The organism is Dactylosporangium sp. NPDC048998 (genome assembly GCF_043197855.1).
Taxonomy (GTDB): Bacteria; Actinomycetota; Actinomycetes; order Mycobacteriales; family Micromonosporaceae; genus Dactylosporangium.
The window spans coordinates 419,254-432,557 of sequence record NZ_JBICTV010000005.1 but is presented as its reverse complement, the minus strand read 5'-3'; the positions used below and the strand labels follow the sequence as shown (position 1 = coordinate 432,557).

At 72.3% G+C, this 13,304-nt stretch carries 14 protein-coding genes; 9 read left to right on the top strand and 5 right to left on the bottom strand.

Features of this window, described 5'->3' with window-relative positions; all coding sequences use genetic code 11:
• Window positions 1-128: 128 nt before the first annotated feature.
• Window positions 129-968, bottom strand: coding sequence for a DUF6597 domain-containing transcriptional factor (locus ACGFI8_RS15800; protein ID WP_392804946.1), 840 nt, complete (start codon window positions 966-968; stop codon window positions 129-131).
• A gap of 347 nt (window positions 969-1,315) precedes the next feature.
• Between ACGFI8_RS15800 and ACGFI8_RS15795 the strand changes: the two genes are divergently transcribed.
• Complete coding sequence (locus ACGFI8_RS15795) at window positions 1,316-1,591, top strand: hypothetical protein (protein ID WP_392804944.1); 276 nt, start codon at window positions 1,316-1,318, stop codon at window positions 1,589-1,591.
• Window positions 1,592-1,605: 14 nt separating this feature from the next.
• On the opposite strand, the gene ACGFI8_RS15790 is transcribed toward ACGFI8_RS15795, so the two are convergent.
• The gene (locus tag ACGFI8_RS15790; protein ID WP_392804942.1) at window positions 1,606-2,148 is read right to left on the bottom strand and encodes a MarR family winged helix-turn-helix transcriptional regulator; all 543 of its coding nucleotides are present in this window, start codon (window positions 2,146-2,148) and stop codon (window positions 1,606-1,608) included.
• Window positions 2,149-2,244: 96 nt separating this feature from the next.
• Between ACGFI8_RS15790 and ACGFI8_RS15785 the strand changes: the two genes are divergently transcribed.
• Window positions 2,245-2,886: an FMN-dependent NADH-azoreductase gene (locus tag ACGFI8_RS15785; RefSeq protein WP_392804940.1), complete on the top strand. Its 642-nt coding sequence runs from the start codon at window positions 2,245-2,247 to the stop codon at window positions 2,884-2,886.
• 200 nt (window positions 2,887-3,086) lie between these two features.
• Here ACGFI8_RS15785 and ACGFI8_RS15780 read toward each other — a convergent pair whose 3' ends face one another.
• The gene (locus ACGFI8_RS15780; RefSeq protein ID WP_392804937.1) at window positions 3,087-3,488 is read right to left on the bottom strand and encodes a MerR family transcriptional regulator; all 402 of its coding nucleotides are present in this window, start codon (window positions 3,486-3,488) and stop codon (window positions 3,087-3,089) included.
• A 38-nt stretch (window positions 3,489-3,526) separates the two neighbouring features.
• On the opposite strand from ACGFI8_RS15780, the gene ACGFI8_RS15775 reads away from it, so the two are divergent.
• Window positions 3,527-4,195, top strand: coding sequence for a sporulation protein (locus ACGFI8_RS15775; RefSeq protein ID WP_392804935.1), 669 nt, complete (start codon window positions 3,527-3,529; stop codon window positions 4,193-4,195).
• A gap of 96 nt (window positions 4,196-4,291) precedes the next feature.
• Entirely contained in the window at window positions 4,292-4,993 is a 702-nt protein-coding gene (locus ACGFI8_RS15770; RefSeq protein WP_392804932.1) for a bifunctional nuclease domain-containing protein, read from the top strand.
• A gap of 6 nt (window positions 4,994-4,999) precedes the next feature.
• Here ACGFI8_RS15770 and ACGFI8_RS15765 read toward each other — a convergent pair whose 3' ends face one another.
• Together ACGFI8_RS15765 and ACGFI8_RS15760 are read right to left on the bottom strand one after the other, a co-directional pair.
• Complete coding sequence (locus ACGFI8_RS15765; protein ID WP_392804930.1) at window positions 5,000-6,454, bottom strand: SDR family NAD(P)-dependent oxidoreductase; 1,455 nt, start codon at window positions 6,452-6,454, stop codon at window positions 5,000-5,002.
• A 385-nt stretch (window positions 6,455-6,839) separates the two neighbouring features.
• The gene (locus tag ACGFI8_RS15760; RefSeq protein WP_392804928.1) at window positions 6,840-7,994 is read right to left on the bottom strand and encodes an MFS transporter; all 1,155 of its coding nucleotides are present in this window, start codon (window positions 7,992-7,994) and stop codon (window positions 6,840-6,842) included.
• A gap of 140 nt (window positions 7,995-8,134) precedes the next feature.
• On the opposite strand from ACGFI8_RS15760, the gene ACGFI8_RS15755 reads away from it, so the two are divergent.
• From ACGFI8_RS15755 to ACGFI8_RS15735, 5 genes are all read left to right on the top strand, one after another.
• On the top strand, window positions 8,135-8,287 hold the full coding sequence (locus ACGFI8_RS15755) for a hypothetical protein (protein ID WP_392804925.1): 153 nt from the start codon (window positions 8,135-8,137) through the stop codon (window positions 8,285-8,287).
• A 148-nt stretch (window positions 8,288-8,435) separates the two neighbouring features.
• Window positions 8,436-8,681, top strand: a complete 246-nt coding sequence (locus tag ACGFI8_RS15750) for a hypothetical protein (protein WP_392804922.1) — start codon at window positions 8,436-8,438, stop codon at window positions 8,679-8,681.
• Window positions 8,682-8,754: 73 nt separating this feature from the next.
• A complete protein-coding gene (locus tag ACGFI8_RS15745) occupies window positions 8,755-10,005 on the top strand; it encodes a hypothetical protein (protein WP_392804919.1) in 1,251 nt (416 codons plus the stop codon).
• Window positions 10,006-10,143: 138 nt separating this feature from the next.
• Window positions 10,144-11,712: a cellulose binding domain-containing protein gene (locus ACGFI8_RS15740; protein ID WP_392804917.1), complete on the top strand. Its 1,569-nt coding sequence runs from the start codon at window positions 10,144-10,146 to the stop codon at window positions 11,710-11,712.
• Window positions 11,709-13,154 (top strand): endo-1,4-beta-xylanase, encoded by a 1,446-nt coding sequence (locus ACGFI8_RS15735; protein ID WP_392804914.1) that lies wholly within the window; start codon window positions 11,709-11,711, stop codon window positions 13,152-13,154. Before ACGFI8_RS15740 ends, ACGFI8_RS15735 begins: the two co-directional genes overlap by 4 nt.
• Window positions 13,155-13,304: the final 150 nt, after the last annotated feature.

Sequence of the window (13,304 nt, the reverse complement as noted above, 5' to 3'; positions counted from 1 at the left end):
CCCAAGCCGCGCAAGCCCGCGCCATCCGGTCGTGCCACACATCCTGACCGATCGACACCCGCGCTCCGCGTTTTCCTGCTCATCCCGCGTTTTTCGTTCAGGTCGCCGGCTTGCGGCCGCCGTCCGTGTCAGTAGCGGGCGGCGTAGCTGGTCGGGGGCTCGCCGAACATGTTCGTGAAGTCGCGGACGAGGTGGGCCTGGTCGGCGTACCCGAGCTCGGCGGCCAGCCCGGCCCAGTCGATCGTCGCGCCGGGCGCGCGGGCCGCCATGCGCTCGGTGACCTCGTGCAGGCGGTAGCGGCGGATCACCCATTTCGGGCTCACGCCGACGTGCTCGGCGAACAGGCGCTGCAGCCGCCGCGCGCCGGTGCCGTAGCGCTCCGCGAGCTGGTCGACCCGCCGCAGGGCGGGCGTCGCGGCGATGTCCGCGACCCAGCCCGCGACCTCGTCGCCGACCGGGTCGCCCGGCGGCATCCGGGCCCGTAGGAAACGCTCGAAGTCCGCGACCATGACCGCCACCGCCCGCTCCGTCGCGTCGCCACCGCCCGGCGCCGGGTTCCGGGCCTCGGCCGTCCGGGTCGGCGGCGCCGGGTCCAGGGGTGGGAGGTCCGGGCCGAAGACCGTCGCCGCCGGCAGGGCGCGGTCGGTGAGCGCGTCTACGGGGGTGTCGAGGAAGCGGCGGAACACGCCGGGCCGGAACGTGACGCCGAACACGGCGCCCAGGCCCGACAGGGTGCGCCGGACGCGGCCCCGCGAGACGCCGCGGACCATCGGCGGGCCGTCGGTCGGGAACGTGAGCTGCACGCTGGGCTGCGGCACGATCAGCTGCCGATAGCCGGGCTCGCCGCGCAGGTCCCAGCGGGCCCACCAGTATCGCGCGACGAGCCCGGCCAGATCGTCGGCGGCCGGTGCGAAGCCGTGGCTCTGGAAGCGGGACCACGCTCCGGCCAGTTCGCGGCTGTCGCGCATCGAGCCCATCATGCCAGCCCGGGGGCGTCGCGTTTGTCCAAGACTCGGGCGGTACCGATGCGGGATCTTCCCCCGCATGGAAAAGCACATGTTGCTGCAGGAGGCGGCGCTCGGCACGCTCGGCGTTGTGGACCGGATCGGGGCGGAGGATCTCGGGGCGGTCACGCCCTGTTCGGGGTGGGACGTGCGGGCGCTGACCGGGCACCTGCTGGAATGGGGGCCGCCGCTGGAGGGCGCGGCGCGCAAGGAGTCGGTGCCGCCGGGCGCCGCATGCGCCTCGGTGCGGGAGCAGCTGGAGCGGCTCGCCGAGGCGTGGCGTGCCGGAGGCGTGGGCGGGCGAGACGCGGATGGCCACGGTCGAGCTGCCGGCGGACCTGGTCGGCGGGATGGTGCTCGGCGAGTTCGTCCTGCACGGCTGGGACCTGGCCCGCGCGCTCGGGGTGCCGGTCGGGTGGAGCGACGACGTCCTGCGCCTGTTGTACGCCGAGATCGCCCGCTCCGCCGACCAGGGCCGCTCGATGGGCGTGTACGGCCCGGAGGTCCCCGTCCCGCCCGACTCCCCGCTGCTGGAGCGCGCGCTCGGCCTCAGCGGCCGCGATCCGCACTGGACTCCGGCCTCGTAGCTCGGGCGGCGGGATCAGGCGGTCTTGCGGCGGCGGGTGCGGGTGGCGGGCTCGACGCCCACGGCCTCGATCACGCTGCACGCGTTGTCGAGGGGGTCGCGCTCGTCGAGGCTGACCGCGACCCGGCGCAGCATGGCGCGGAACTGGGCGCGCTCGTCCTCGGGCAGGGCGCCCAGCACCCGGTCCTCCACGTGGCGGAGCTTGCGCTGCAGGTCGCAGAGGGTCGCGCGGCCGGCCTCGGTGGCGACGATGCGGCGAGCGCGGCGGTCGGCGGGATCGGGCTGGCGTTCGATGACGCCGGCCTTCTCGAGGTCGTCGAGGAGATACGTCATGACGGTGCGGTCGATGCCCAGCTTGTTGGCCAGGGCGAGCTGGGTGCAGGCCGTGCCGTCGACGGCGGAGGTGAGCACCTGGTAGCCGCGGGGGCCGCCGGGGACGTCGGCGATGACCGACTGGGCGCCCTTCGCGTAGCCGCGCAGCAGCACGCCGAGCGCCCAGCCGAGGTCGGACTGGAGGTCGACATGGGTGTCAGCCGGGCTTTCCGGCGCCTGCGTCATGGAGTAATGATAAGCAGCTCACTCACGCTTGCCACCAGATGTTCTGTGAAGCAGACTTTCTGCGTTGCCACTGGACACCGTGGAGGTATCGGCACCATGCATCTCTTCCGACTCGACGCGAGCATCCGCACGGCCGGATCGGTGAGCCGCGCGCTCGCCGACACCGCCGAGCAGGCCTGGCTCGCCGAGCACCACGACGCGGTCGTGACCCGGCGTGACCTGGGCCTCGAGCCGCTGCCCGCCGACCTGTGGGCGAAGGCGGCCCGGCGCGCGGTCGACCCGTCCGCGCCGGCGGCGCCGGAGACCGTGGCGCTGGTCGAGCGGCTCGCCGCCGAACTGCTCGACGCCGACGCGTACGTGTTCGCGGTACCGCTGTACAACTGGGGCGTCCCCGCCCACGTCAAGGCCTGGATCGACCTGCTCTTGCTGGAGCAGCGCTTCGGCGCCGGCGGCGACCGGCCGATCGCCGGCCGGCCGGCGGTGCTGGCGCTGAGCCGCGGCGGCGGCTACGGCCCGGGCGCGCCGAAGGAGGGCTGGGACCACGCGAGCCCGTTCCTGCGCCGGATCTTCGGCGAGGTCCTGGGCCTCGACCTGCACGTCGCCGAGGCCGAGCTCACACTGGCGGACGTGAATCCGGCGATGGCACCGCTGCGCGGCCTCGCCGCGGAACTGCTCAAGACCGGCCACGAGAACGCCGCCGTGCACGGCCGCCGCGTCGCGGAACTGGTCCGCGCCTGACAACCACGAACGGCCGCGAACGCTGGGGACTGTGTAAAAAATGGCTGTGATCGTAGCCATTTTTTACACGTGATCAGCGGCCGCGCCCGACGACCGCGTCTGCGCCGCACGGCCTCCGCTTCGGCCGCACAAAACGCGGTTTCGGACATAACCGAAATTTCGGATGAGTCATATCCCGTGCACCCGCCCGGCGCCGGCGGTCAGCCGCCCAGCGGGGGCAGGTTGTTGGTCAGCTCGATCGCGGTGTGGATGAGCGACTGCAGCCGCGCCGTCAGCGCGAGCAGCAACTGGTGGGCGGCCGGCCCGGCGTGGCCGGCCGCCTCCCGCAGCGTCTCGAGGTCGCCCTGCACCTGGCTGAGCTGGCCGGTCAGGTCGCCGGCGCCGCGCTCGAGGGCGTCGGCCATGTCGGCCAGGCTCACACCGTTGGCCTCGAGCACCTTGATCGCGGCGATGCGCTCGATGCACGAGGCGTCATACAGCCGGAAGTTGCCGGCCGTGCGCTCAGTCGACTCGATGAGGCCGAGCCCGGTGTAGAAGTCGACGGTGCGGGTCGACACGCCAGCAAGATTGGCGAGCTCCCCGATCCGCAGCAGTCTTGACACAACCCAACCCTACAGTGCCGCGTGCTAGTGTGCCCGCCATGGTCTTCAGGAGCCTGCGCCGCGCCATGGGTGTGGGCGGGCCGGCCGTCGACACGGTACTAGACAATCCTGTGACACGCCCCGGGGAGGCACTCGCCGGCGCGGTGCGTCTCACCGGCGGCGAGCGCGGCGTCGAGATCGAGCGGATCCTGCTGACCCTGGTGACGAGGGCCGGCTCGCGCACGGCGGAGCTGACGCAGCAGGAGGTCGCCGGCGGGTTCCGGCTCCCGGCGGGCGCCTCGCACGAGGTACCGCTGCGGCTCGTGGTCCCCCTGAACACCCCCGTCACGCACGTGTACGGCGAGCGCGTGCCCGGCCTGGCCGTGGGCGTGCGCACCGACCTGGAGGTCGCGTTCGCGGTCGACCCCGGCGACCTCGACCCCGTCGCGGTGCATCCCCTGCCCGCCGAAGCGGCCGCGCTCGAGGCGTTCCGGGCGCTCGGGTTCCGGTTCAAGTCCGCCGATGTCTCGCAGGTGTTCGAATTCTGGGTCGCGCCCCAGTACCAGGACGTGGCCACCGAGGTCGTTGTCGGCTTCACGACCGGCGCCGACGAGGTGGAACTGGTGCTCGACGGCCGCCTGCGCACCCGCCATGAGCGGCGCGAACAGGTCGACTGGGCGGCACAGATCGACCGACTGATGTGGCAGATCGGACAGATCCGACGATAGACCTCAACCGACCGGGCAAGGGAGCCGATCGGCTGACACGGTACCGTTATGCGAACGAGGTTGGCACTCGTTGGCTACGGACTCGGGAGGCGGGGCATGCGAGAGCTCGTCGTGGTAGGTGTGCGTGCGCAGACCTGGCAGAGCCGTCCCGTGGTCCTGCTCAAGGACGAATCCACGGGCCGGCACCTGCAGCTGCCCATCGAGGGCGGCCCCCGCAGCATGGACGAGCCGATCAGCGCCGAGCTGTTCCAGCGCGCGCTGACCGCACTCCAGGCGCCGCTGCGCGCGGTCGAGGTGGTCGCCGCGCACGGGCCGTTCCAGCTGGTGCTCGGCCACGGCATCCGCGTGCCGGCCGCGCCGCTGGAGGCGATCGCCCTGGCCCGCCACTGGGGCGTGCCGATCGTGACGACCGAGGAGCTGCTCAACTCCGCGTCGGTCGCCGCGCCCGACGGGCCGACGCAGCCGCTGGACCTGACCGCGCACATGGAGAAGCTGCCGTCGGGCCGCGCGACCCTGCTGATCCGCAAGGGCGCCGAGGCCGGCGCGGAGTTCGCGCTCGACGGCGACGTCGTGCGCTGCGGCCGCGACTCGGCCAACCAGATCGTGCTCGACGACAACACCGTGTCCCGCAAGCACGTCGAGTTCCACCGCAACAGCGGCGGCTTCGGCTACTCGATGCTCGACATGGGCAGCCTCAACGGCACCTACGTCAACGGCGAGCGGGTCAAGAGCGCCTCGCTCAACGACGGCGACGAGGTCCAGGTCGGCAAGTTCACGCTGCAGTACCAGCTGCGCTGACGCCGCTCACCAGTTCGACGGCTCGAAGTCCTTCAGGAAACAGCCGTACAGGTCCTCGCCGCGCTCGCCGCGCACGATCGGGTCGTACACCCGCGCGGCCCCGTCGGCGAGGTCCAGCGGGGCGTGGAAGCCCTCGTCGTGCAGCCGCATCTTCGTCGGGTGCGGCCGCTCGTCGGTGATCCAGCCGGTGTCCACCGCGGTCATCAGGATGCCGTCGGAGAGCATCTCCTCCGCGCTGGTGCGCGTGAGCATGTTCAGCGCGGCCTTGGCCATGTTGGTGTGCGGGTGCCCGGGCCCCTTGTACCGCCGGCTGAACTGCCCCTCCATCGCCGACACGTTCACCACGTACTTACGCCGGGCCGTCGACGCCGCCAGCGCCGGACGCAGCCGGCTCACCAGGATGAACGGCGCGGTCACGTTGCACAGCTGCACCTCGAGCAGCTCCAGCGGGTCGACCTCCTCGACGGTCTGCACCCAACTGTTGGTGTCGGCCAGGTCGGGCACCAGCCCGCCGGCGTCGATCGCGGTCAGCGCGGCGATGCGCTCCGGCGTGGTGTTGCGGCTGGTGAGCGCGAGCGCGGTGAGCGCGTCCGGCGGGATCAGCGTGGGCGCCGCGCCGGGCCCGGCCTCCAGCGTCAGCTCCGCGTGCGGGTCGGCCTTGTGGAACGTCACCACCTCCGGCATCGGCCCCTCCAGCACCAGCGGGGCGGACTCGGCCGCCACCAGGTGCGAGTACGAGCCGGGCGTCCGCTTCACCGTCTGCGCCGCGTTGTTGATCAGGATGTCCAGCGGCCCCTGCGCGGCCACGTCATCGGCCAGCGCCGCGACCTGCGCCGGGTCGCGCAGGTCGATGCCGACGATGCGCAGCCGGTGCAGCCAGTCGCCGCTGTCGGCCATCGCGGCGAAGCGCCGCACGGCGTCGTTCGGAAACCGCGTGGTGATCGTGGTGTGCGCCCCGTCGCGCAGCAGCCGCAGCGCGATGTACATGCCGATCTTCGCCCGGCCGCCGGTCAGCAGCGCCCGCCGCCCGGTCAGGTCGGTACTCTGGTCGCGCCGCTCGCGGTTGAGCTTGGCGCACGGCGGGCAGAGCTGGTGGTAGAACGCGTCGACGTCGACGTACCGGGTCTTGCACGTGTAGCACGACCGGGCCCGCAGCAGCCGGCCGGCGCTCGCCCCCATCGTCGGCGACACCAGCGCAATCCCCTGCGTCTCGTCGTCGATGCGCCCCGGCGCGCCGGTCGCGGTGGCCGCGGTGACCAGCCGGTCGGCCTCGGTCACGGCGGCGCGCCGGTCACTGCGCCGCTGCCGCTTGACGCTCTTGTACAGGTGCGAGGTCGCCCGCCGCACCAGCAGCACGTCGGGGTGGTCTGGCGGCAGCGCCTGCAACTCGTCGAAGACGGCCAGGCAGATCGCCAGCCGCTCGGGGTCGATGCCCGGGATCTGGGGGTCGTGCGGGGTCACGCAGGAACTGTACGCAACGTCCCCGGGCCCGCACCAAACGGAAAACGGGTCCGGAGGGCGCCCTTGCCGCCCGGACCCGCCGCTCCGCGGCCGCCACCGTCCCCCGTTACACCGAACCTCGGTGGCACCGCGGTCATTCTCGTGACCGCCTCAGTAAACATCGCCCAAACCAACAAATCCGGCATATCCGCATAAGTCGGGGCAGCAATCCACCGTCCGTGACGACCGGCCTTTCCCGGCTCGGGTCCGTGTCACCTGCGGACCGTTCCTCCCGCGAGACAACGGTCGACGCCGGCGCGTCTCCCTGCCGGGTCCGCGGCGCCAAGAACGGCCGGCCTGGCGGCCCTCCCCGCCGGGTCCGCGGCCACGCGCGGTGTGGGTCAGGTCACGACGCCGGGGCGCTTCGGGCCACCGGGCGCAGCCACGGCACTGCGAGCAGGATCACCACCGGCGACAGGACGAAGCCCCAGCGCGTCGAGCCGGCCGCGTCCAGGATCGCGCCGTCGATCGCCGCGCCCGCCGCGGCGCCGACCGAGAACGCCGTGGCCACCCAGGCGAACGCCTCCGCGGCCGTGCCCGCCGGGGCGATCCGGTCCACCGTCAGGAAGGCGGCCGCCAGCAGCGGCGGCAGGCACAGCCCGCACAGGACCGTGAGCGGCACCATCGGTACCACCGAGGAGGGCGTCAGCAACAGCGGCAGATATCCCAGGCCGAGCAGCGCCGCCAGCAGCGGCAGCCGCCGGCCGTCGACCCGCAGCCGGGTGTTGACCAGGCCGCCGATGAGCGCGCCGCACGCCTGGGCCGCCAGCAGCCAGCTCGACCACGAGCGGTGACCGACCGTCTCCGCGTAGTCGATGAACGCCACCGGCAGGCTGCCGACCCCGGCGCCGATCAGCACCACGGCGGTCAGCAGCAGTCGCAGCGGGCCCGAGCGCAGCGCGCCGGCCCAGTGACGCTCCGCGTGCGCGCCGCGCCAGCCGCGCACGACGGGCGTCGTCACGAACCAGATCGTGCCGGCCAGCTGGAACGCGGCCGTGGTGTACACGCCGGCGACCCCGCCGCCGAGCGCCACCGCCGCGCCGGCCACCAGCGGTCCGCAGATGAAGATGAGCTCCTGCACGGCGATGTCCAGCGTGTACGCGGTCGGCACCTGCTCCTCGGCCAGCAGGTCCCGCCACAGCACCCGCAGGCCCGCCTCGAACGGCGGCGCGCCGAGGCCCGCCAGCAGCACCGCGAGCAGCGCCGCCCACAGCGGTACACCCTGCGCCAGGATCCCGAACCCGGCGGTGGACACGGCGGCGCCGGCGAGCATGACCGGCGGCTGGCGGAACCGGTCGGCGATGCGCGCGAGGACCGGCCCGCCGACGGCGAGGCCGGCCGTGTACACGCCCACGAGCAGGCCCGCAGCGCCGATGGAGAGGCTCTCCCGCGCATACAGCAGCAGAGCGACCGGCGCGGCCCCGAGCGGCAGCCGCCCGACGGTGCTGGCGGCGAGAACACGGGCGACCTGCGCGGCGCGCAGCACGGCGGAGATCGACATGGCCGCGATCATGCCATCCGTGCCCGGCAGCCCGACTCCGGCCGTGGAGCTCGCCAGGCGGCTGACATGTTCCAACGGGCCGGACAGCGGGCATGACTCCCCACGTCCCGGTACCGTTTTTCGTGGAAGGGGAACCCGCCGTGTCGTCCACCTCGGCCCAGGCCATGAGCCGCTGCCCCGTCTGCGACGCCCGCGTCCACGTCAACGCCGGCTCCCCCACGCCACCGCACCAGCCCGACGGCGCGCCTCCCGGCGCCGACCAGTGCCCCGGCACGGGCCGGCCGAGCCGCTGAGCCCGTTGCGACGCTTGTCACACGTCACGGCCCGCTTCGTATCCTAGGAAACTAGGTCGAGACAGATCGCGGTGGTCCGTGGGTGAAAACGCCGGATCACCCGTTTCATGCCGCGGGCGGGCGGGCGCGCGCAGGCACGATCGTCGGCATGTTGCACCTCGATCCCGACAGCGTGCTGGTGAAAACCGCCGCTGAGCTGCAGACCCGCCACCTCGAGCGGGACCCTGACGACCCCGGCCGCTGCGGCGCCTGCGGGGCGCTGCTGCCCTGTCCCGTGGAGGCCGCCGCCGCGCTCGTGTGCCGCGCCGGGGGCCTCTGGCTCGAGGGCGACACGATCGTCGAGGCGCTCGAGCCGCCCACTCAGCTCATCGCGATCCTCCCGGCCGACCTGTGACCGCCTCCCGGCCCGCGCGTCCTGCGCGTGGTGGCGCCGCGGCTGCGCGGGTGGCGGCGTGTACAACAGACGCGTGGATGCCAAGCGCGCACAGGGAATCGGGTTCGCCGCCGTCATGGGGGCCGCCGCCGGGGCGGCCCTCGCCGCGCACCGCGGGCCGCGCGGTGCCGTCAAGGGCGCGCTGCTCGGCGCCGGCGCGATGGCCGCCGTCGACGCCGCCGCCCGGGCGATGCAGCGGCCCAACGAGATCCCCGCCGTATGGGCCCGGATCGCCGCCAGCGGGGCGCTCGCCGCGCCCGCCGGGTGGGTGGCCGGCAAGGCCGGCGCCAGCCCCCTCGCGGTCGGGATCGCCAGCGGGGCCCTGGCCGGAGCCATGGGCGTGCGGCCGCAGAAGGTCGCGCTCGGGCCCGCCGTCGGGCTCGCCGTCGGCGCCGCAATGCGCCATCACCCGCCCGCCCAGGTCGCCGCGGCGAGCATGGTCACCTTCCGGATCGTGTCGCAACTGCTGTTCCGCGACCCGCAGGTGGCCCTGCTCGCCGAACGCGTGCCCGCCGAGAAGCTGCCCTTCGTGGTACCGCTGGAGGCCCGCACCGGCTACGTCGGCACCGGCTACGTCCGCGACCTCGCCGCGGTCACCGGCGGCGTCTACCGGGAGGCGGCCGAGGACGTCGGCATCGTCGCCGACCTCGACGCCCTCGCGGGACCCCGGTTCGACCCGGCGGGCGTCGACCCCCTCGTCCGCGAGTTCTACGAGCACACCACCCGCTTCACGCTCGACATCGTCCCGCGCTGGCGCGCCTGGGTGCGGCCGGGCTACCTGCTGTACCGCACCCTCGTGGCCCGCCCCCTGGGCCAGGCCAACGTCCCCATGAACCAGCGCGAGGCACTGCGCGGCATGCACAGCCGCATCGACACCATCAGCGACCCCGACGGCGCCGTGTCCGTCCGCGGGTGGATCCGCAGCTTCGCCCACACCGGAGAACCGATCTACGTCGGCATCTACACGACGTACCGGCACGAGGGCCAGGGGTACGTCAGCGTCGGCTTCCCGCTGCCCCAGGCCAACTTCACCGCCACCCTCGCCCCGCTCCCCCGCGCCGGCGGCGGGCTGCGGCTGACCAGCCGCGGCGGCGACGGGCAGACCGGCCACTACCTCAGCTACATCGACGCCGACAGCCGCGACCTGTCGACGCTCGCGGTGCACGGCTTCGCCGAGGAACTCGACGTCTACGTCGACAACGGCGAGCTGCGGGCCGACCACGCGTTCGCGGTCTTCGGCCTGCCGTTCCTGACGCTGGAGTACCGGATCAGGCGGAAAGGGTAGCCACGAGCTCGGGCGGCCGTGGAAGTTTCGCGGGTCCGCCGAGGACAACCGGGGCAATCGATTCGAAGCGCTTGACGGAACTGGGGCTCAGCGAAGGATGGGAGCGCTTCCAAGCTTCCGCCATATCGAAGGAGCCCCATGCGGTACCGCACAACCACCCTCACGGTGGCCGGCGGCCTGCTGCTCGCAGCGGTAGGGGCGGTCGTGTTGCCGACCACGGCACAGGCCGCCGCGGGTTGTCAGGTCACCTACACCATCGCCAACGAGTGGACCAACAGCCCCGGCCAGGGCGGGTTCACCGCCAACGTCACGATCAAGAACCTCGGCGACGCGCTCTCGTCGTGGAACCTCGGCTTCACCTTCCCGGGCGGCCAGCAGGTCACCCAGGGCTGGTCGGCCACCTGGTCGCAGAGCGGCGCCAACGTGACCGCCGCCAGCATGTCGTACAACGGCTCGCTCGGCACCGGCGCGAGCACCGACATCGGGTTCAACGGCAACTGGACCGGTAGCAACCCGAAGCCCACGACGTTCACGCTCAACGGCGTCACCTGCAACGGCACCACCACGTCGCCGTCGGCCAGCCCGTCGCGCTCGGCGTCGCCCTCGCCCTCGGTGTCGCCGTCGAAGTCGACCTCCCCGTCGGCCTCGCCCTCGACCTCACCGTCGACCTCGCCGTCGAGTCCGCCACCCGGCTCTGCGCCGAAGCTCAAGGTCAGCGGCAACAAGCTGGTCACGAGCACCGGCGCCACCTACCGGCTGCTGGGCGTCAACCGCTCCGGCGGCGAGTTCGCCTGCATCCAGGGCAACGGCATCTGGGACGGGCCGATGGACCAGGCCTCGATCAACGCGATGCGGACCTGGAAGGTGCGCACCGTCCGCGTGCCGCTCAACGAGGAGTGCTGGCTCGGCACCAGCAACGTGCAGGCCGCGTACGGCGGGACCAACTACCAGAACGCCGTGAAGTCGTACGTGAACCTGCTCATCAGCAGCGGCATCACGCCGATCGTGGAGATGCACTGGAACTACGGGCAGTACACCGGCCCGTCCGCCGGCTGCTCCGACGTCAAGGCCACCTGCCAGAAGCCGATGCCGGACGCGCAGTACGCCCCGTCGTTCTGGACCGGCGTCGCGAACGCCTTCAAGGGCAACGACGCGGTGATCTTCGACCTGTTCAACGAGCCGTACCCGGAGCGGGCCACCGGCAGCGCGGCCACCGGCTGGGCGTGCTGGCGCGACGGCGGCACCTGCTCCGGCATCTCCTACCAGGTGGCGGGCTTCCAGTCGCTGGTCAACGCCGTGCGCGCGACCGGCGCCACGAACGTCATCATGATCGGCGGCCTGGCGTACGCGAACGACCTCACGCAGTGGCTGCAGTACAAGCCGACCGACTCGCAGAACAACATCGCGGCGTTCGCGCACATCTACAACTTCAACACCTGCTCGAACACGTCCTGCTACGACAGCCAGCTCGCCCCGGTCGCCCAGCAGGTCCCGCTGTCGCTGACCGAGATCGGCGAGAACGACTGCGCGCACGGCTTCGTCGACACGCTCATGAACTGGGCCGACGGGCGCGGGGTCGGATACCTCGGCTGGACCTGGAACACCTGGAACTGCAGCACCGGTCCGTCGCTCATCAGCGACTACAACGGCACCCCGACCGCGTTCGGCCAGGGCGTCAAGGACCGCCTGGCGACGGTGTCGTCATGAGACGCGCGCTGATCGGCGCGGCGGTGCTGCTCGTCGCCGCCGTCTCAACCGCCGCCATGGTACGGGCGGAGGCCGCCACGCCCACCCTGAACGCCCTCGCCGCGGCCAAGGGCAAGTACTTCGGCTCCGCCACGGACAACGGCGAGCTGTCCGACACCGCGTACACCGCCATCCTCGGCGGCGGCGAGTTCGGCCAGACCACGCCGGGCAACTCGATGAAATGGGACGCGACCGAGCCGAACCGCAACTCGTTCAGCTACACCCGCGGCGACGCCATCGTCACCTTCGCCCAGCAGCACAACATGAAGGTGCGCGGCCACACGCTCGTCTGGCACAGCCAGCTGCCCGGCTGGGTCGGCTCGCTGCCCACCACTGAGGTGCAGGCGGCGATGGAGAACCACATCACCCAGGTCGCCACGCACTACCGCGGCAAGGTGTTCGCCTGGGACGTGGTCAACGAGCCGTTCAACGACGACGGGACCTTCCGCACGTCGCCGTTCTACAACGCGATGGGCAGCGCGTACATCGCCGACGCGCTGCGCACCGCACGCGCCGCCGACCCGGACGCCAAGCTGTACATCAACGACTACAACACCGACGGCCTGGGCGCGAAGAGCGACGCCATGTTCAACCTGGTGAAGTCGCTGCAGTCGCAGGGCGTGCCGATCGACGGGGTGGGCTTCCAGGGCCACCTGGCGATCCAGTACGGCTTCCCGTCGCAGATGCAGCAGAACCTGCAGCGCTTCGCCGACCTCGGCCTCGACGTCGCGATCACCGAGCTGGACGTACGGATGGTCCTGCCGCGGGACGCGACCAAGGACGCGACCCAGGCGACGTACTACAACAACGTCGTCAAGGCGTGCGCGGCGGTGACCCGCTGCGTGGGCATCACGATCTGGGACTACACCGACAAGTACTCGTGGGTGCCGAACACGTTCTCCGGCCAGGGCGCGGCCCTGCCGTGGGACGAGAACCTGCAAAAAAAGCCCACGGCGTACAACGCGATCGTCACCGGCCTCGGCGGGGTGGTGGATTCGCCCAGCCCGTCGGTGAGCCCGTCGGCCAGCCGATCCGCAAGCGCGTCGGCCAGCCCGTCGGCCAGCCCGTCGGCCAGCCGATCCGCGAGCGCGTCGGCGAGCGCGTCGTCCAGCCCGCCGCCCGCGGGCGGGTGCACCGCGACGTACAAGATCGTCAACCAGTGGGACACCGGCTTCCAGGGCGAGGTCAACGTGACCGCGCCGGCCGGCCGGACGAGCTGGACCGTGACCTGGTCGTTCGCCAACGGCCAGACCATCACCCAACTGTGGGGCGGCACCTACACCCAGTCGGGCGCGTCGGTGACCGTGAAGAACGAGACGTGGAACGGCACGCCACCGGCCACGTTCGGGTTCCTGGCCAACTGGAGCGGCACCAACGCCATCCCGACGGCGCGCTGCTCGTAGATCCACGACGGTCCGGGGCCCGAGCCGGGCCCCGGACCCACCTATCCGGCACCCCACGACATTGACCTACATCTTGTAGGCCCGCTCCTTCCGGAGAACGATCGGCGTGACTGCGCCGTCCGTCCGGCCGGCGCTCCTCACGGAGGGAGC